24 protein-coding genes and 1 pseudogene are annotated in these 15992 nt (G+C 59.8%); 13 read left to right on the plus strand and 12 right to left on the minus strand.

Annotated elements, in window-relative coordinates; all coding sequences use genetic code 11:
* Positions 1–238: 238 nt before the first annotated feature.
* From H8F24_RS05760 to H8F24_RS19215, 4 genes are read right to left on the minus strand one after another with little or no spacing between them, the layout of a single operon-like run.
* Positions 239–1759, minus strand: coding sequence for a DUF1254 domain-containing protein (locus H8F24_RS05760; RefSeq protein WP_197171358.1), 1521 nt, complete (start codon positions 1757–1759; stop codon positions 239–241).
* Between the two features lie 44 nt (positions 1760–1803).
* Positions 1804–2088, minus strand: a complete 285-nt coding sequence (locus H8F24_RS05765; RefSeq protein ID WP_231598133.1) for a DUF1214 domain-containing protein — start codon at positions 2086–2088, stop codon at positions 1804–1806.
* Between the two features lie 40 nt (positions 2089–2128).
* Positions 2129–3001, minus strand: coding sequence for an IS3 family transposase (locus tag H8F24_RS05770; RefSeq protein WP_231598222.1), 873 nt, complete (start codon positions 2999–3001; stop codon positions 2129–2131).
* A gap of 10 nt (positions 3002–3011) precedes the next feature.
* Entirely contained in the window at positions 3012–3299 is a 288-nt protein-coding gene (locus tag H8F24_RS19215) for a transposase (protein WP_231597691.1), read from the minus strand.
* Positions 3300–3394: 95 nt separating this feature from the next.
* Here H8F24_RS19215 and H8F24_RS05775 point away from each other — a divergent pair, with 95 nt between their 5' ends.
* Entirely contained in the window at positions 3395–3646 is a 252-nt protein-coding gene (locus tag H8F24_RS05775; RefSeq protein WP_231598235.1) for a transposase, read from the plus strand.
* On the opposite strand, the gene H8F24_RS05780 is transcribed toward H8F24_RS05775, so the two are convergent.
* The 5 genes from H8F24_RS05780 to H8F24_RS05800 form a co-directional block, all read right to left on the minus strand.
* Positions 3634–3903 carry a hypothetical protein gene (locus H8F24_RS05780; RefSeq protein WP_197171369.1) on the minus strand — a complete coding sequence of 90 codons (270 nt, stop codon included), beginning with the start codon at positions 3901–3903 and terminating at the stop codon, positions 3634–3636. The genes H8F24_RS05775 and H8F24_RS05780 overlap by 13 nt on opposite strands.
* Positions 3904–3957: 54 nt before the next feature.
* Positions 3958–4293, minus strand: coding sequence for a type II toxin-antitoxin system PemK/MazF family toxin (locus H8F24_RS05785; RefSeq protein WP_197171362.1), 336 nt, complete (start codon positions 4291–4293; stop codon positions 3958–3960).
* Positions 4287–4529 carry an AbrB/MazE/SpoVT family DNA-binding domain-containing protein gene (locus tag H8F24_RS05790; protein WP_231598134.1) on the minus strand — a complete coding sequence of 81 codons (243 nt, stop codon included), beginning with the start codon at positions 4527–4529 and terminating at the stop codon, positions 4287–4289. The genes H8F24_RS05785 and H8F24_RS05790 overlap by 7 nt, the downstream gene beginning before the upstream one ends.
* Positions 4530–4679: 150 nt before the next feature.
* Positions 4680–4988 carry an addiction module antidote protein gene (locus H8F24_RS05795; RefSeq protein WP_197157703.1) on the minus strand — a complete coding sequence of 103 codons (309 nt, stop codon included), beginning with the start codon at positions 4986–4988 and terminating at the stop codon, positions 4680–4682.
* A gap of 9 nt (positions 4989–4997) precedes the next feature.
* Positions 4998–5288 carry a type II toxin-antitoxin system RelE/ParE family toxin gene (locus tag H8F24_RS05800; RefSeq protein WP_197171363.1) on the minus strand — a complete coding sequence of 97 codons (291 nt, stop codon included), beginning with the start codon at positions 5286–5288 and terminating at the stop codon, positions 4998–5000.
* A 134-nt stretch (positions 5289–5422) separates the two neighbouring features.
* Here H8F24_RS05800 and H8F24_RS19220 point away from each other — a divergent pair, with 134 nt between their 5' ends.
* From H8F24_RS19220 to H8F24_RS05830, 8 genes are all read left to right on the plus strand, one after another.
* Positions 5423–5710 carry a transposase gene (locus H8F24_RS19220; protein ID WP_231597691.1) on the plus strand — a complete coding sequence of 96 codons (288 nt, stop codon included), beginning with the start codon at positions 5423–5425 and terminating at the stop codon, positions 5708–5710.
* 49 nt (positions 5711–5759) lie between these two features.
* The gene (locus tag H8F24_RS05805) at positions 5760–6593 is read left to right on the plus strand and encodes an IS3 family transposase (protein ID WP_231598221.1); all 834 of its coding nucleotides are present in this window, start codon (positions 5760–5762) and stop codon (positions 6591–6593) included.
* A 205-nt stretch (positions 6594–6798) separates the two neighbouring features.
* Positions 6799–8313 carry an IS66 family transposase gene (locus H8F24_RS05810; RefSeq protein ID WP_197154224.1) on the plus strand — a complete coding sequence of 505 codons (1515 nt, stop codon included), beginning with the start codon at positions 6799–6801 and terminating at the stop codon, positions 8311–8313.
* Between the two features lie 317 nt (positions 8314–8630).
* The gene (locus H8F24_RS05815) at positions 8631–9536 is read left to right on the plus strand and encodes a site-specific integrase (RefSeq protein ID WP_197171365.1); all 906 of its coding nucleotides are present in this window, start codon (positions 8631–8633) and stop codon (positions 9534–9536) included.
* Entirely contained in the window at positions 9536–10444 is a 909-nt protein-coding gene (locus tag H8F24_RS05820; protein ID WP_197171367.1) for a transposase, read from the plus strand. Before H8F24_RS05815 ends, H8F24_RS05820 begins: the two co-directional genes overlap by 1 nt.
* A 15-nt stretch (positions 10445–10459) precedes the next feature.
* Positions 10460–10747 (plus strand): transposase, encoded by a 288-nt coding sequence (locus tag H8F24_RS19225; RefSeq protein ID WP_231597691.1) that lies wholly within the window; start codon positions 10460–10462, stop codon positions 10745–10747.
* 315 nt (positions 10748–11062) lie between these two features.
* Positions 11063–11350, plus strand: coding sequence for a transposase (locus tag H8F24_RS19230; RefSeq protein ID WP_231597691.1), 288 nt, complete (start codon positions 11063–11065; stop codon positions 11348–11350).
* 49 nt (positions 11351–11399) lie between these two features.
* Positions 11400–12233, plus strand: a complete 834-nt coding sequence (locus H8F24_RS05830; RefSeq protein ID WP_231598221.1) for an IS3 family transposase — start codon at positions 11400–11402, stop codon at positions 12231–12233.
* 220 nt (positions 12234–12453) lie between these two features.
* Here H8F24_RS05830 and H8F24_RS05835 read toward each other — a convergent pair whose 3' ends face one another.
* The 3 genes and pseudogenes from H8F24_RS05835 to H8F24_RS20125 all read right to left on the minus strand — a co-directional run.
* The gene (locus H8F24_RS05835) at positions 12454–12723 is read right to left on the minus strand and encodes a hypothetical protein (protein ID WP_197171369.1); all 270 of its coding nucleotides are present in this window, start codon (positions 12721–12723) and stop codon (positions 12454–12456) included.
* A gap of 42 nt (positions 12724–12765) precedes the next feature.
* Positions 12766–13032: a hypothetical protein gene (locus H8F24_RS19235; protein WP_231598135.1), complete on the minus strand. Its 267-nt coding sequence runs from the start codon at positions 13030–13032 to the stop codon at positions 12766–12768.
* Between the two features lie 12 nt (positions 13033–13044).
* Positions 13045–13296: pseudogene (locus tag H8F24_RS20125) on the minus strand (hypothetical protein); the annotation flags it as partial.
* Between the two features lie 111 nt (positions 13297–13407).
* Here H8F24_RS20125 and H8F24_RS05845 point away from each other — a divergent pair.
* The 4 genes from H8F24_RS05845 to H8F24_RS05860 all read left to right on the plus strand — a co-directional run bounded on the left by H8F24_RS05845 (position 13408) and on the right by H8F24_RS05860 (position 15987).
* On the plus strand, positions 13408–13917 hold the full coding sequence (locus tag H8F24_RS05845; RefSeq protein WP_197157219.1) for a transposase: 510 nt from the start codon (positions 13408–13410) through the stop codon (positions 13915–13917).
* On the plus strand, positions 13914–14972 hold the full coding sequence (locus H8F24_RS05850) for an IS3 family transposase (protein ID WP_197169602.1): 1059 nt from the start codon (positions 13914–13916) through the stop codon (positions 14970–14972). Before H8F24_RS05845 ends, H8F24_RS05850 begins: the two co-directional genes overlap by 4 nt.
* Before the next feature lie 206 nt (positions 14973–15178).
* Positions 15179–15598: a hypothetical protein gene (locus tag H8F24_RS05855; RefSeq protein WP_197171372.1), complete on the plus strand. Its 420-nt coding sequence runs from the start codon at positions 15179–15181 to the stop codon at positions 15596–15598.
* Complete coding sequence (locus tag H8F24_RS05860) at positions 15595–15987, plus strand: helix-turn-helix domain-containing protein (protein WP_197171374.1); 393 nt, start codon at positions 15595–15597, stop codon at positions 15985–15987. Before H8F24_RS05855 ends, H8F24_RS05860 begins: the two co-directional genes overlap by 4 nt.
* Positions 15988–15992 lie beyond the last annotated feature (5 nt).

Genomic DNA, 15992 nt, shown 5'->3' on the forward strand with positions numbered 1-15992 from the left:
GAGACCAGATCATGCCCTTCTCCGGTTTCTCCACCGGTGAGCTCATCCCTGCACTGGTGCGCCAGGGTCTGCAGGCCCTGATCGAGGCTGAGCTGCAGCAGCCCTCGGTGCGGACCGCCACCAGCGCACGACGGAGCGCCGTGGCCACCGCAACGGCAGCTGTGGGCGGTGAGAGCGTTATCCAGAGGTTCCTTAGCTGTCCGATAGAATCGATCTACTCAAGATATGGAAGGGAGACTCATGTAACTGGTTCGAAATCACCTGGCATCCAGGTCTTGTTGAACCAGGGTTCCAGCGGGCCGTATAGGCGCAGCAGCACGTTGTAGCCCTTTCCAGGCATGGTCTGGATCCAGTTGCCTTCATGTCCTCTTGGCGCCTTCGGGCCAAACCACATCGTGTAAGAACCATCGGCATTAGCCTTTACGGACGGGTTGTTGCTGTCCAGGCCACCAGTCTTCTGATCGGTCTCGAGTACCGAACGAGTCTGGTTGTCGTAGACCATGAAGGACCAGAAGTCCTTGGCGGGCACAGGACCCGGGAGGGTGACCTTGTAGGTCTTGCCGCCATCGAGGTAGTTGCCTTTCGAATCGTGCGCACCAATGGCGTAGACAGAACCGGTGCCGACTGCCGGCTTGGCCATGGCCGGGGTGATGCCGGTCGCGTAGTAGTGGAACATGATCCGATCGTCCAGGACCAGTTCGCCGTTGTTCATGAACTCGTGACTGCCACCCGTGAAGCTTGAATACCAACGGCTCTTGCCTGGATAGAAGTAGGCACTCTCGTCGCGGGGGCGGAACGTGATCGATCGGGCCGTTGCATTGCCGATGGCCACGCCCTCGGTGAGGATCTTCTTCATGCGGGCGTCCGGCGCGAAGGGCTTGCCTTTCTTGATTCCGACCGCGGCGAACTGGCCGACGACTTCAGGATTGAAGGCATCGGCCGGCTCATACTGGACGACCGCGTTCAACTCCGCCCAGTAGTCGTAGTCGTTCGCGTGGATGGTGTTGATCTTCGCACCCGAAGCATTAACCACCCTTCCCTTGGGCAAGTTGTTCAACTTCGAGAGGGGATAGATGCGGAACTGCGTTCTGAGCCCCAACGTAGCTGCTTCCAGGTCGCCGTCCTGGACCAGCGAGCGCAGGAACAGGAAGTTGCGGTAGGTGGGGGTCTTCACGACGCGATAGCCGTCGGGAAGCTGACCCTTGTAGTCCGGACCGATAAAGACATACTTACCGCTCTTGCCCTGGTTCGGCCCGGTGACCCCGAGGTCCGTGACCCAGCGGAAGAAGGCATCATCCACAGCACCGACCAGGCGCCCGGCAGGCACCTCCACGATGACCGGTTCATCCTTCACGTTGATCTCGGCAAACGCATAGGGCGTAGTTGTCTGGGGCGTTAGGAGCAGGCTTCGCGCGTCGTAGAGGTTTTCCCACAGCACCAGATCGCCCGGTTTCGCGCCTGCCTGCTTCAGACCTTCCAGCATGGCGTAAACGGAGGTGGCCGGAATGCCGTTTAGAAACGCGTCGACGGCGCGAGACAGATCGATGAAGTCGTAGGTCTTCCTGACCGTGGCCTCGCTGGGCATGCCGTCCCTGAACGTGAGCTCGCCGAGAAGTTCGGTCTGCACCTTGTCTGGTGTGATCAGGCTCGAAGGCACATCGGCCTTGTACTTGGGCTCAGCCCTGGCGGCCGAGGCGAGCAGCATGGTCGCGCATGCCGCAGCGGCGATGCGGGCCGAGAGAAAGTGGCTTGTCTTCATGTCAGAGTCCTGTTTCGTTCCTGATTGAGCATCACGCGGCAGTCCTACTTCACGAGCTCGAAATCGCCCGGCTTCCAGGTCTTGTCGAACCAGGGCTGGAGCGGGCCATAGAGGCGCAGCAGGGTGTTCCAGCCCTTGCCCGGCATGGTCTGGACCCAGTTGCCTTCCTTGCCTTTCGGTGCCTTGGGGCCGAACCAGATGGTGTAGGAGCCGTCGTCGTTCGCCACCAGGCCGCGGCTGTTGCTGTCGAGGCCAGCGGACTTCTGGTCAGTCTCGAGCATCGACCGGCTCTGGTTGTCGTAGACCATGAACGACCAGAAGTCCTTCATCGGGATCGGTGCGGGCAGCGTGATCTGAGGTGGGTGCCTTTTATTGGACAGTTCCGGCCCCTGACATCGTTAACCCAGGACGGGTGGAACATGGTTCGGCCTCAGTGTAGACCGCGTGGGGAGTTTTGCCTCCAAGGGAACTGTGAGGTCTTACATGGCAATACCGCCACAGGAAGCGGGCCAGGCTGATTTCAGCGTCCCAGCCATCGCTGTATGCCCGTAGGTAGACCTCCTCGTACTTGACAGTCCTCCACAGCCGTTCAACAAGGATGTTGTCGTAGCACCGCTTTCTGCCGGACCAGCTGATCTGGATCCGCTCCCCTTTGAGTCTGGCCACAAAGTCAGCGGACGTGAACTGACAGCCTTGATCGGAGTGGAAGATCTCTGGCCTACGGCCGCCTCCCAAGGCCATCTCCAGGGCCTCCAGACAGAACTTCGTGTCAAGGCTGTTGGAGAGCCTCCAGCTGAGCACATGCCTGGAATGGAGATCCATGATCGCCACCAGATAGAGGAACCCTTTCTGCAGAGGGATGTAGGTGATGTCGGTCGCCCAGACCTGATCCACCGACGTGACCTGCGTGAGGTCCACCAGGCAGGGGAACCGCACGGACGGATCACCTGGAACCGTCGTCCGGGGCTTCTGGTAGATCGCCCGTAATCCCATGCGCCGCATGAGGTTTCGCACTCGATCTCGGCTGATCGGGATACCATCTTGGGCCAGATAGTCCACCATCCGGCGGCTGCCGCTGCAGGGATCCTCCAGGTAGAGAGCATCGATCCTGGCCATGATCCGCAGCGTCGATACACGGACCGGTGTCGGCCGGTAGTACAGCGTGGATCGAGGCAGCCCCAGCAGCGCACACTGCCTGCTGATGCTGAGCTCGGGGTGGTCGTGATCGACCAGCTTGCGCAGTTCACGGGCATCAGAGCAGTTGAGACTTTTTTTTGAGCCACTCCAGCTCCATCTGCAGCCGTCCGATCTGCTGGAACAGCTCCGCCTCCTTGGCCTGCCCCTCCTCCTTGTCCTTGGTCTTCTTGCCTCGGGTGAAGAGCTCGCTGGCACCGTCCAGGAGCTGCCGCTTCCACTGGCTCACCTGGATCGGGTGGATGGCGTGGTCGGCGGCGATCTCCTGGATCGTCTTGCGGCCACTGATCGCCTCCATGGCGACCCTGGCCTTGAACTCGGGGCTGTGGGTGCGGCGCTTGCTCATCGGTGGGAGCCCCTTTCAGGGGCGGTACCCCGCCTCAGAGGTTAACGATGGGGCCTGTCCAGAAAAGCCAGACCACCTCAGAGCAGATCCGCACGATGCCAGGGGCCGAGTTTCTCTGGCTGCTGCTGAGGCACGTACTGCCACGGCGGTTTCGACGCGTGCGGGATTTTGGCATTCTGCATGCGAACTGCAAGCGGCTGGTTCAGCTGTTGCAGCTTGTGCTCAAGGTTCCTATACCGTCGCCACGGCTCCCCCTGCAACGATCACCGGTTCTCTGTCAGTCTTGCGGGAAGGCGATGACACTGATCGCTAGGATGGTCCGAATCCCTGAGCATCAGTTGTGTTGAGCTGAAGTCATAGTGCAAATTATATTCATGGTTTCATAGCCAGAAGGCATCCGCATGCGGCTCTGTAGAGAGCGATCGGCATCACGATATGCAGCCGCAGCTTTGCCGTGGTCGTACAATGCGAAACAAGCAACAGAAACACTCATGAAGCCAGGCTGCTGGCCATTCTCCTGGTTGTAAATCTGAACCAGACCTGAATTCAGGCGGGACGTATCTACCGTAGACGACTGGTCTAAAGCCTCAAAGGGCTTGTCCAACACCGGATAAGATCGTGGCTGCGCACGATCTATCCTTGTTCGTTAGCCAGGCATCTACACAGCGAACATCGCCTGAAGAACACTCAGCAGTTCATTCAGCGTAGTCTCCGACAGACTCCCCAACCGCTTGACTAGACGGTCTCTGTCTACAGCTCTCAGCTGATCAGCCACAACATGGCCGTCCTTGCCATCAAACCTGCAACGCACACGAAATGGGTATGGATGGCCGCCAGTTGTGAGCGGCGCAACAATGAAAGTGCGAAGGTGAGCATTAAGCTCGTCCGGCGACACTACGGCACAAGGCCTCGTCTTCCTGATTTCAGATCCTCGCGTGGGATTCAACGCGACAAGGAAGATATCGCCTCTTGAGACGTGTTCTTCAGTCACCATGACCACTCTTCGTCATCAAACTGGGTGGCGCTCATTTCATCCAGAAGTCCCTCTGGCTCCAAAGACGATGCCGCCTCTGCCCAGCCAGCCCTCGGATGAGCGGATGGCCTGATGGTCAGAACCCCTGGAGCCGCTTCGATCTCGACTTCGTCAGCGAGCCCCGCAACCTCAAGCAGTGGCTTGGCGAGGCGGATCCCTCTCGAGTTGCCGATTTTGACCAGCTTCGCTCGCACCACGACTACACCCAGCACACGTGCTCACATTGTAGCCACGGTGGCGACTTCCGCGCATCCCCCTGCTCTGTCTAACGCTGCCCCTGAGTGGCAGGCAAGAAGAATGAAGATTCAGCTGATTCCTTTTGGTGGCCTGTCCACTCGAGGGGCTGGTTAGACAGCCATTTTCGCATTGTCAGTAGCGCTGACATGTAGTTGCAAGCCTAGTGCCGAGATAACCTTCAATACCGTGGCTAATTCTGGATTTCCTGAAGAGGATAGGGACTTGTACAGACTCTCCCTGCCTAGACCCGCCTCACGTGCGATTTGGCTCATCCCTTTGGCCCTAGCAATATCGCCAAGAGCAGCGGCTACAAGCTGAGGATCTCCATCTTGAAGCGCAGCTTCCAAATAAGCCGCGACATCATCGGCAGTGGTTAGGTGTGCGGCCGGGTCCCAGATAGTCGTGATTGTTTTTGTCATTGAAGTCTCCTAGAGGTTGCGAGCAAGATGCTTAGCGAGACGAATATCCTGATCTTGAGAGCTCTTGTCCCCGCCTGCAAGAAGGATGACGATGGCCTCTCCTTGCATTGTCAGATAGATCCGATAGCCGGGGCCGTAATGGATTCTTAGCTCTGATACGCCCTCTCCTACAGGGCGAACGTCGCCTGGGTTGCCCAAGGAGAGACGCCTGATGCGAATGTCGATACGAGCTTTGGCTGTCCGGTCACGCAGGGAAGAAAACCACGCGGCATAGGCAGACGTCTCCCGGATCTCGAGCATGCTCCCACTGTATCCCAGGAGATACGAGGGGCGCAACCGGCTGCCTGGCCTGTCTGAGGTGGTCTGGCTTTTCTGGACAGGCCCCATCGTTAACCTCTGAGGCGGGGTACCGCCCCTGAAAGGGGCTCCCACCGATGAGCAAGCGCCGCACCCACAGCCCCGAGTTCAAGGCCAGGGTCGCCATGGAGGCGATCAGTGGCCGCAAGACGATCCAGGAGATCGCCGCCGACCACGCCATCCACCCGATCCAGGTGAGCCAGTGGAAGCGGCAGCTCCTGGACGGTGCCAGCGAGCTCTTCACCCGAGGCAAGAAGACCAAGGACAAGGAGGAGGGGCAGGCCAAGGAGGCGGAGCTGTTCCAGCAGATCGGACGGCTGCAGATGGAGCTGGAGTGGCTCAAAAAAAAGTCTCAACTGCTCTGATGCCCGTGAACTGCGCAAGCTGGTCGATCACGACCACCCCGAGCTCAGCATCAGCAGGCAGTGTGCGCTGCTGGGGCTGCCTCGATCCACGCTGTACTACCGGCCGACACCGGTCCGTGTATCGACGCTGCGGATCATGGCCAGGATCGATGCTCTCTACCTGGAGGATCCCTGCAGCGGCAGCCGCCGGATGGTGGACTATCTGGCCCAAGATGGTATCCCGATCAGCCGAGATCGAGTGCGAAACCTCATGCGGCGCATGGGATTACGGGCGATCTACCAGAAGCCCCGGACGACGGTTCCAGGTGATCCGTCCGTGCGGTTCCCCTGCCTGGTGGACCTCACGCAGGTCACGTCGGTGGATCAGGTCTGGGCGACCGACATCACCTACATCCCTCTGCAGAAAGGGTTCCTCTATCTGGTGGCGATCATGGATCTCCATTCCAGGCATGTGCTCAGCTGGAGGCTCTCCAACAGCCTTGACACGAAGTTCTGTCTGGAGGCCCTGGAGATGGCCTTGGGAGGCGGCCGTAGGCCAGAGATCTTCCACTCCGATCAAGGCTGTCAGTTCACGTCCGCTGACTTTGTGGCCAGACTCAAAGGGGAGCGGATCCAGATCAGCTGGTCCGGCAGAAAGCGGTGCTACGACAACATCCTTGTTGAACGGCTGTGGAGGACTGTCAAGTACGAGGAGGTCTACCTACGGGCATACAGCGATGGCTGGGACGCTGAAATCAGCCTGGCCCGCTTCCTGTGGCGGTATTGCCATGTAAGACCTCACAGTTCCCTTGGAGGCAAAACTCCCCACGCGGTCTACACTGAGGCCGAACCATGTTCCACCCGTCCTGGGTTAACGATGTCAGGGGCCGGAACTGTCCAATAAAAGGCACCCACCTCAGTCTAACGCTGGCCATCACCTGGCCGCAAAGAGCTGAAGTGATAACAGCCCTGGGGGCACAGTGAATCTCCGGTGGCGGGTCAGGTGGTACCCGTTCAGGAGTCGGGACAGCTCGCAACGAACATCGGGCTTGCTGAACCCTTGACGGTGGCTTGATTCCTGGTTGCATCTCAGTAAGAGACTCCTTGCGATGACCACCCCACCGGCCGGGATTTCAGAAGCCGATTGGGCCGCCACCCCGGTGGGAGTGAAGGCTGGATTTCTTGAGCTGGTCAGTCAGTGCCAGAGGCAGCAACAGGAGATCGAGCAGCTCCGCATCCAGCTCACCGCCCTGGCGACCGAACTGGCCCATCTGCGCGAGCGGATCGGCCGCAGCTCCCGCAATTCTTCCAAGCCTCCCTCCAGTGATGGCCAGGGGTTTAAGCCGCCCGAACGACGCAAGGGCAGTGGCCGCAAGCGCGGCGGCCAGCCGGGCCATCCCGGATCTGGGCCGGAGCTGCTGCCGATCGAGCGGGTGGATGAGGTGGTCGAGCACCACCCCCAGGCCTGCCGCCGCTGCGGCACGTTGCTACAGGGTCAGGATCCCGAGCCCTTGAGGCACCAGGTGATCGAGATTCCACCGATCACGCCTCTGGTGATCGAGCACCGGCTGCACCGCCTGGTCTGCCCCTGCTGTTCCACCAGCACCTGTGCCTCGTTACCGGCGGAGGTGGAAGTAAGCCATTACGGTCCCCGGCTCAGTGCTCTGGTGGGTCTGCTGGGTAGTGCCTTCCCGTTGAGTTTCAGCAAGACCCAGGCGCTGCTGGATCAGCTGCTGGGGGTACAGATCAGCCGGGGAGCGATGGCCACTATCCGCCAGCGCTTGAGTGCAGCACTGGAGCAGCCCATGCAGGAGGCCCTTGCGTTTGCCCGTCAGCAGTCGGTGGTCTATGTCGATGAAACCGGTGCCCCCACCGGTAATGCCGATGGGGGCAACCCCGATGGCCGGCGCGGCTGGGAGTGGGTCATGGTGACCGCCATGGGGGTGACAGTGTTCTTGCAGAGCCTGAGCCGCTCGGCTGCCGCCGCGATCGACCTGCTCGGGAATGCCTTTGGCGGAATTGTGGTGAGCGATCGCTTCTCCGCCTACAACCATCTCCCGCTGGAGCAGCGCCAGCTGTGCTGGGCGCACGTGATCCGCGATCTCACTGCCATCGCTGACCGTCAGGGCGCCAGCGGTGAGATTGGAGCGGAGCTGCTGGGCCTGCAGCAGCAGCTGTTTGCCCAGTGGCACCGCTACAAAGACGGAACGATCGACTGGTCCACGTTGCAGCAGGGCTGTCGGCCGATCCGCCAGGCGTTTGTGGGCACGCTGCAGCGGGTTGTGGAGCTGGGCTGCCAGCGCGGCGAGCGAACGCCGTGGGCCAAGACGGTGCGTACCTGCCATCAGTTGCTGCAAGTGAGCGATGGCCTCTGGACCTTCCTGGAGATTGAAGGGATCGAGCCCACCAACAACGCAGCCGAGCGTGCCCTGCGCCATTCGGTGATTCAGCGCAAGATCAGCCATGGCGTCCAATCCCGCCAGGGTGCGATCTGCCGCAGCAGGCTGCTCACGGTCACCACCAGCCTGCGGCAACAGGGCCGTGATATCTGGCAGTTCCTGGAGCAGGCCTTGATCGCCCATCATCGCGGCGGTGAGATGCCATCGCTGTTGCCGAATCCCTGAGCCGGCCGTCATCGATCGTGGTGTCTGTGGTTGCTCGTTGATCAGCGATCAAGGGTGGAATGCTGCGCTGCTGCGTAACGGCCCCTGAACGGATACGTCAGGTGAATGGCCGTGTTGGACGAAGCCGCTACGCGGCAGATCAAGACCAAGTATAGCCTACTCATCACTTTTTAAGCGACAGTGACCTGGTTGAAGCCTCTGAGAAGGAGCAGAAGCATTTGTTTCCGCTTGTACTGAGTCCTGGCGGCTCACAGTGAGGGATGCACGCCTTGCGGTGTGCAGCTGTCCTTCATGTCCCATCAGCGATGGGTGGTGTTATGAACCACGATGAACAGGAGCGATTTGATCAGCTCTATGCACAACATCTGCAAGCTCTCAAGTTGCAAGGAAAACGCGGTAAGACGATTGATGGCTATGCCAGGGCCGTGCGGCGCATCGCCGGATATTTCGATCGCTGCCCTGACAATCTCTCAACAGAAGAGCTCAAGAGCTACTACAGCGCCATGGTCGAAAGCTACTCCTGGAGCAGCATTAAGGTAGACCTATGGGGCTTGGTCTTCTTCTATCGGTATGTGCTGGGCCGATCACTGGAGTGGATCAAGATCGTCAAACCCCCGCAGGTTCAATCGCTGCCTGATATCCCCACGCGCCAGGAGGTGCAGCGACTGATCAATAGCGTACGGCGCCTCCGTTACCGCGTGTTCTTCCTGACCGTTTACAGCCTGGGCCTGCGACTTGGAGAGGGACTGGATCTGGAAGTCGGTGACATGGACGGCCAACTCCGTCGGGTGCATATCCGCCAGGCTAAAGGAGGGAAGGATCGCTATGTGCCGCTGCCGGAATTGACGCTGCAGAACCTACGACGGTTCTGGGCTACGCATCGGCACCGGCGCTTGCTGTTCCCAAACCCTTCCGGCAGCGCCGCCACCGTTCGAGCCGCAAGCAGGCCGATGGATCGCAGTGGCGTGCAAGCTGCCCTCAAAGCAGCGCGGATCGAGTGCGGGATCCACAAGCGCCTGACGGTGCACTCGCTCCGCCATGCCTACGCGACGCACCTGCTGGAGCTGGGCGTGGATCTGAGGGCGATCCAGGTGCTTCTGGGCCACAGCAGGCCGGAAACCACAGCCCGGTATGCCCATCTCACCGAGGTGAACCGGGACCAGGCGAAAGAGCGGATCGAGGAACTGCTGGGTGGCTTCCAGCTGCGCTGGGAGGAAAGCTGATGATTCTGCTCGCCGATCTGGTGGATCACTACCGCAACGAATTGGAGCGACTCCACGGCCATGAGCTTCTACCAAGCCATCACAACGCCCTCAATGCCATCCGCCGTTGTCGGAATCAATACAGTGCTGTGATGCTGCTGGAATGTAAGGACTGCCAACAGAGCGTCATTCTGCCGCATTCCTGTGGTCATCGCAGCTGCCCCCATTGTCAACAGCATGAGAGCCAGGAGTGGCTAGAAAGGCAGCGCAGCAAGTTGCTGCCAGTCAGATATTTCTTGATCACCTTCACGGTGCCGGCCCAGCTCAGGAGTCTGTTCTGGAATCATCAGCACAAAACCTATGATCTGCTGCTCAAAACCGCATGGCAGACTATTGACTCGTTCTCGAGAAGAGATCGAAGGCTGAAGGGCCGAACTGGAGCCCATGCAGTTCTGCACACTCATAACCGCCGGCTCGACTATCATCCCCATGTCCATCTGATTGTGCCCGCAGGCGCAATTAACCAGCAGAGTAGAGAGTGGCGCGAGAAGAAGAGCAACGTCCTGTTCTGGGCCAACAATCTGGCGAGGGTCTTCCGCGCCAAATGGTTTGAGGCCCTACGAGTGGCGGGTCTACGCTGCGAAGAACAGCTCCCGAATGAATGGGTGGTGGACTGCACGGATGTCGGACACGGAGAGCAAGCCCTCGTTTATCTGGGTCGCTATCTCTATCGGGGCGTTCTGCCAGAGAAGAACATTATCGCAAACACCGCTGGTGAGGTCAGCTTCCGCTATAAGGACAACCGGGGCCAAGAGCAGATCCGCACGATGCCAGGGGCCGAGTTTCTCTGGCTGCTGCTGAGGCTGAGGTGGTCTGGCTTTTCTGGACAGGCCCCATCGTTAACCTCTGAGGCGGGGTACCGCCCCTGAAAGGGGCTCCCACCGATGAGCAAGCGCCGCACCCACAGCCCCGAGTTCAAGGCCAGGGTCGCCATGGAGGCGATCAGTGGCCGCAAGACGATCCAGGAGATCGCCGCCGACCACGCCATCCACCCGATCCAGGTGAGCCAGTGGAAGCGGCAGCTCCTGGACGGTGCCAGCGAGCTCTTCACCCGAGGCAAGAAGACCAAGGACAAGGAGGAGGGGCAGGCCAAGGAGGCGGAGCTGTTCCAGCAGATCGGACGGCTGCAGATGGAGCTGGAGTGGCTCAAAAAAAAGTCTCAACTGCTCTGATGCCCGTGAACTGCGCAAGCTGGTCGATCACGACCACCCCGAGCTCAGCATCAGCAGGCAGTGTGCGCTGCTGGGGCTGCCTCGATCCACGCTGTACTACCGGCCGACACCGGTCCGTGTATCGACGCTGCGGATCATGGCCAGGATCGATGCTCTCTACCTGGAGGATCCCTGCAGCGGCAGCCGCCGGATGGTGGACTATCTGGCCCAAGATGGTATCCCGATCAGCCGAGATTGAGGTGGTCTGGCTTTTCTGGACAGGCCCCATCGTTAACCTCTGAGGCGGGGTACCGCCCCTGAAAGGGGCTCCCACCGATGAGCAAGCGCCGCACCCACAGCCCCGAGTTCAAGGCCAGGGTCGCCATGGAGGCGATCAGTGGCCGCAAGACGATCCAGGAGATCGCCGCCGACCACGCCATCCACCCGATCCAGGTGAGCCAGTGGAAGCGGCAGCTCCTGGACGGTGCCAGCGAGCTCTTCACCCGAGGCAAGAAGACCAAGGACAAGGAGGAGGGGCAGGCCAAGGAGGCGGAGCTGTTCCAGCAGATCGGACGGCTGCAGATGGAGCTGGAGTGGCTCAAAAAAAAGTCTCAACTGCTCTGATGCCCGTGAACTGCGCAAGCTGGTCGATCACGACCACCCCGAGCTCAGCATCAGCAGGCAGTGTGCGCTGCTGGGGCTGCCTCGATCCACGCTGTACTACCGGCCGACACCGGTCCGTGTATCGACGCTGCGGATCATGGCCAGGATCGATGCTCTCTACCTGGAGGATCCCTGCAGCGGCAGCCGCCGGATGGTGGACTATCTGGCCCAAGATGGTATCCCGATCAGCCGAGATCGAGTGCGAAACCTCATGCGGCGCATGGGATTACGGGCGATCTACCAGAAGCCCCGGACGACGGTTCCAGGTGATCCGTCCGTGCGGTTCCCCTGCCTGGTGGACCTCACGCAGGTCACGTCGGTGGATCAGGTCTGGGCGACCGACATCACCTACATCCCTCTGCAGAAAGGGTTCCTCTATCTGGTGGCGATCATGGATCTCCATTCCAGGCATGTGCTCAGCTGGAGGCTCTCCAACAGCCTTGACACGAAGTTCTGTCTGGAGGCCCTGGAGATGGCCTTGGGAGGCGGCCGTAGGCCAGAGATCTTCCACTCCGATCAAGGCTGTCAGTTCACGTCCGCTGACTTTGTGGCCAGACTCAAAGGGGAGCGGATCCAGATCAGCTGGTCCGGCAGAAAGCGGTGCTACGACAACATCCTTGTTGAACGGCTGTGGAGGACTGTCAAGTACGAGGAGGTCTACCTACGGGCATACAGCGATGGCTGGGACGCTGAAATCAGCCTGGCCCGCTTCCTGTGGCGGTATTGCCATGTAAGACCTCACAGTTCCCTTGGAGGCAAAACTCCCCACGCGGTCTACACTGAGGCCGAACCATGTTCCACCCGTCCTGGGTTAACGATGTCAGGGGCCGGAACTGTCCAATAAAAGGCACTCACCTCAGGCACGTACTGCCACGGCGGTTTCGACGCGTGCGGGATTTTGGCATTCTGCATGCGAACTGCAAGCGGCTGGTTCAGCTGTTGCAGCTTGTGCTCAAGGTTCCTATACCGTCGCCACGGCTCCCCCTGCAACGATCACCGGTTCTCTGTCAGTCTTGCGGGAAGGCGATGACACTGATCGCTAGGATGGTCCGAATCCCTGAGCATCAGTTGTGTTGAGCTGAAGTCATAGTGCAAATTATATTCATGGTTTCATAGCCAGAAGGCATCCGCATGCGGCTCTGTAGAGAGCGATCGGCATCACGATATGCAGCCGCAGCTTTGCCGTGGTCGTACAATGCGAAACAAGCAACAGAAACACTCATGAAGCCAGGCTGCTGGCCATTCTCCTGGTTGTAAATCTGAACCAGACCTGAATTCAGGCGGGACGTATCTACCGTAGACGACTGGTCTAAAGCCTCAAAGGGCTTGTCCAACACCGGATAAGATCGTGGCTGCGCACGATCTATCCTTGTTCGTTATGCCTCATCGACTGGCGATTCAGAAAAACCGTCGATCACTTCGGCAATGATCCGATCCTCTTCTTCTTCCATCTCTTTGGTAACAGCGGCATGCACCATTCTCAGAGCCATTGACAGCTTGTCAGTCAGAATAATCTTCCTTGTTCGGCTTACACGTTCTGAAAATTCTTGGCGAAGCCAATCATTGAGAAAGGAATTGCCTTTGTAGATTGGCCCGTAATCCTTGTCTCTGGTGACGATTACAATGTGCTTGCCGCTATCCATGGCGCATTGAACAATCCATTCCCAATTTACCGAATCACCGATTGATGTATCATTGTTTTTTCGAGGTGGGTAGCCAAGTGCGAACCTTTTCTTTGCTAGGTTTCTAATTTTGAACCGCGTGTCTTTGTCTCGTGACAGGCCCCCGGTTTCAGGAAAGATGTCACCCCTCTCATCCGTACATCCGGGGGCTTGAGGACATGACCAATGCGTCGTTACAGCGAGGCCGTCAAGGCTGATGTGAGAAGGCGGATGAGCCCGCCGCACAGGCAGAGCGTGGCCCGGATTTCAGAAGAGCTGGGCATCCACGTGACCCCCAGTGTCAGCAAAGAAGTCCGCTCGGTTTGACCCGTCCACCTGGGGGCCCAACCGACGACTATGCAACCGCCCTATGACGCCGCTCTGCGGGAAGCCGTCCGCCTGCGGATGAGCCCTCCGAACCTTGAGAGCGTGGCTGAGATCGCCCGCGACACCGGGATCACGGCGCAGACCATCTACAACTGGCGGAGCCAGTGGCAGAAGCAGGGCCAGCTGGTGCCTGCCACGAACCGGCCGCCGGAGCAGTGGAGCGCTGCCGACAAGCTGGCAGCCGTGATCCAGGCCGCAGGACTGAACGGAAGCGAGCTCGGGTCGTTCTGCAGGGAGCGGGGGCTGTACCCCAAGCAGGTTGCCCGTTGGCGCCAGGCCGCCGAGGATGCCAATGGCCCCAGCGCGCCGAGCATGGCTGATCAGCGGGAACTGCAACGCAAGAATCAGGAACTGGTCCGGCGGAATCGCCAGCTGGAGCGTGAATTGCAGAAGAAAGAAAAAGCACTGACAGAAGCGGCGACGTTGTTGATGCTCTCAAAAAAGTTCAACCAGATCTTTCAACCGGACGAGGATCCTTGATTCCGTCTGGCGATCGCGGTGCGATCGTCGCGCTTCTACAGGAAGGCATCAGTCGTGGCCTTTCGGCCAAGGCCATTGCTGATCTTTTCGGCCTGGCGACACGCACGCTGAGGCGATGGGGCTTGATGATTCGGACCCAGGGATTCAGCTGCGATCAACGCAAGGGAGCGTCCAGGCATGTCATGCATCGTTTCAGCGAGGAGGAGCGCCAACAGGTGTTGTCCACTGTCAACGATCCACGCTTTGCCGATCTCACGCCTGGTCAGATCGTGGCGATCCTTGCCGAGGAGGGAGTCTACGTGGGATCGGAGTCAACGATTTACCGCATCATGCGCCAGGAAGGCCTGTTAAATCATCGCGGCAGGAGCCGCCCACCGCGGGAGCCAAGAGAGCCACCCGTGCTGGAGGCAACGGGCATCCATCAAGTGCTGGCCTGGGATATCACCCTGTTGCCGGGGCCTGCGAAGGGTCAATTCTACTACCTTTATATGGTGATGGATGTGTGGAGCCGGCGCATCCTTGGCGTTGAGGTGCACGATCGTGAATGCGGCGAACTGGCCAAGCACTTCTTTGATCGTGTCTGCCGTGATGAAGGGATCAGCTCGGGGTCGACCACGATCCTGCACGCCGATAACGGAGCACCCATGCGCTCCTACACCTTGGCCGCCAAGCTGGCCGAGCTCGGCATCTCCCTGTCATTCTCGCGGCCGCGGGTGAGCAATGACAACGCCTACGTTGAGTCATGGTTCCGAACCATGAAATATCACCAGAGCTATCCAGTGCGTCGTTTCCGGGATCTTCTCTCAGTGCGTGCCTGGGTCGATGGTTTTGTTGACTGGTACAACGCTGAGCATCGTCACAGCGGCATCAAGTATGTGACGCCCAATCAACGTCACTACGGAGAAGCTGACGCGATCTGCAGAGTCCGTCAGCAGACCTATGAGCAGGCGCGTGCGCAACATCCACGCCGCTGGGCCAGGCCACCTCGCGATTGGGCTCAGCCAACAGTCGTGCGGGTCAACCATCCCAGACCGCAGGACACTGTCGCTGCTTGAAGATCAGAAACCCAGGCCCCAGGGGGTTGTGGTTGGACCGCCCGCAAGAGGCGGGCCGGCCTCAGCCTCCGACCGGGGGCCGGCCGCTCAAGCCTGCGCTCCTGATCAACGCGCGATGACGATCAACATCCGATCTCGAAGCCCATGATCCTCCATCCGGAGTAGGCTTTCTGAGGTACTCAGATCAGTACCCTGAGCGGACATCTTTGCTGATAGGCGCCGTGATCACCCTCTACAAATGGAGGAAGACGTGGCGGTTGCAGGGAGAGGTGGTGCTGGCATCTCAGAAGGAACCAGATGGCTGGAGTGCTGCCGACAAGTTCACGGTGGTGCTGGAGACGGCCGGGTTGAACGCCACTGAGCTCAGTGCCTATTGCCGCGAGCGGGGGCTCTTTCCTGAGCAGGTGAGCCGCTGGCGTCAGACCGCTCAGGATGCCAACGCCAAGCCGGTGCTGACGATGGCCGAGCAAAAGGAGCTCGAAAGGCTCCGTGCCCAGGACCAGCGAGAGATCAAAGCACTTAAGAAGGAGCTGCAGCGCAAGGAGAAGGCCCTGGCGGAGGCGGCGGCCTTGCTGGTGCTGCGAAAAAAGTGGGATGCCTTCTGCTCGGAGGACGCGGAAGGTTGACCAGCGCCGCGCACCGGCGGAAGGTGATCGAGCTGATCGGCGAGGCGCATGCGGCTGGAGCCGGCCTGGTGAGCGCATGCGGTGAGATCGGCATCTGCCTGCGTACCCTCAAACGATGGCGGAAGGCCTTTCTGGGTGATGGGGACGGCGAGGACCGCCGTAAAGGAAGTCCTCGCCTGGTCGTTCACCGGCTGACGGAGGAGGAGCGCCAGCGGATCCTGCTGACGTGCAACCAACCGGAGTACGCCTCGCTTCCGCCCGGGCAGATCGTGCCAGCGCTGGCGGATCAGGGCCTCTATATCGCCTCCGAGAGCAGTTTCTACCGGGGGACTCCTGAACAATCCAGATCCATTGCGCCGCAGCTGGTCTCAAGCATGAGAAACCGCTAAAGTGG

Origin of the sequence: Synechococcus sp. CBW1002 (genome assembly GCF_015840915.1) — a bacterium.
Classification (GTDB): domain Bacteria; phylum Cyanobacteriota; class Cyanobacteriia; order PCC-6307; family Cyanobiaceae; genus CBW1002.

Coding starts and splice junctions, on each gene's coding strand:
- H8F24_RS05760 (WP_197171358.1), bottom strand. CDS start 1,759: ATGAAGACAAGCCACTTTCTCTCGGCCCGCATCGCCGCTGCGGCATGC.
- H8F24_RS05765 (WP_231598133.1), bottom strand. CDS start 2,088: ATGAAGGACTTCTGGTCGTTCATGGTCTACGACAACCAGAGCCGGTCG.
- H8F24_RS19215 (WP_231597691.1), bottom strand. CDS start 3,299: ATGAGCAAGCGCCGCACCCACAGCCCCGAGTTCAAGGCCAGGGTCGCC.
- H8F24_RS05775 (WP_231598235.1), top strand. CDS start 3,395: ATGCCAGGGGCCGAGTTTCTCTGGCTGCTGCTGAGGCACGTACTGCCA.
- H8F24_RS05785 (WP_197171362.1), bottom strand. CDS start 4,293: ATGGTGACTGAAGAACACGTCTCAAGAGGCGATATCTTCCTTGTCGCG.
- H8F24_RS05795 (WP_197157703.1), bottom strand. CDS start 4,988: ATGACAAAAACAATCACGACTATCTGGGACCCGGCCGCACACCTAACC.
- H8F24_RS05800 (WP_197171363.1), bottom strand. CDS start 5,288: ATGCTCGAGATCCGGGAGACGTCTGCCTATGCCGCGTGGTTTTCTTCC.
- H8F24_RS19220 (WP_231597691.1), top strand. CDS start 5,423: ATGAGCAAGCGCCGCACCCACAGCCCCGAGTTCAAGGCCAGGGTCGCC.
- H8F24_RS05810 (WP_197154224.1), top strand. CDS start 6,799: ATGACCACCCCACCGGCCGGGATTTCAGAAGCCGATTGGGCCGCCACC.
- H8F24_RS05815 (WP_197171365.1), top strand. CDS start 8,631: ATGAACCACGATGAACAGGAGCGATTTGATCAGCTCTATGCACAACAT.
- H8F24_RS05820 (WP_197171367.1), top strand. CDS start 9,536: ATGATTCTGCTCGCCGATCTGGTGGATCACTACCGCAACGAATTGGAG.
- H8F24_RS19225 (WP_231597691.1), top strand. CDS start 10,460: ATGAGCAAGCGCCGCACCCACAGCCCCGAGTTCAAGGCCAGGGTCGCC.
- H8F24_RS19230 (WP_231597691.1), top strand. CDS start 11,063: ATGAGCAAGCGCCGCACCCACAGCCCCGAGTTCAAGGCCAGGGTCGCC.
- H8F24_RS19235 (WP_231598135.1), bottom strand. CDS start 13,032: ATGGATAGCGGCAAGCACATTGTAATCGTCACCAGAGACAAGGATTAC.
- H8F24_RS05845 (WP_197157219.1), top strand. CDS start 13,408: ATGCAACCGCCCTATGACGCCGCTCTGCGGGAAGCCGTCCGCCTGCGG.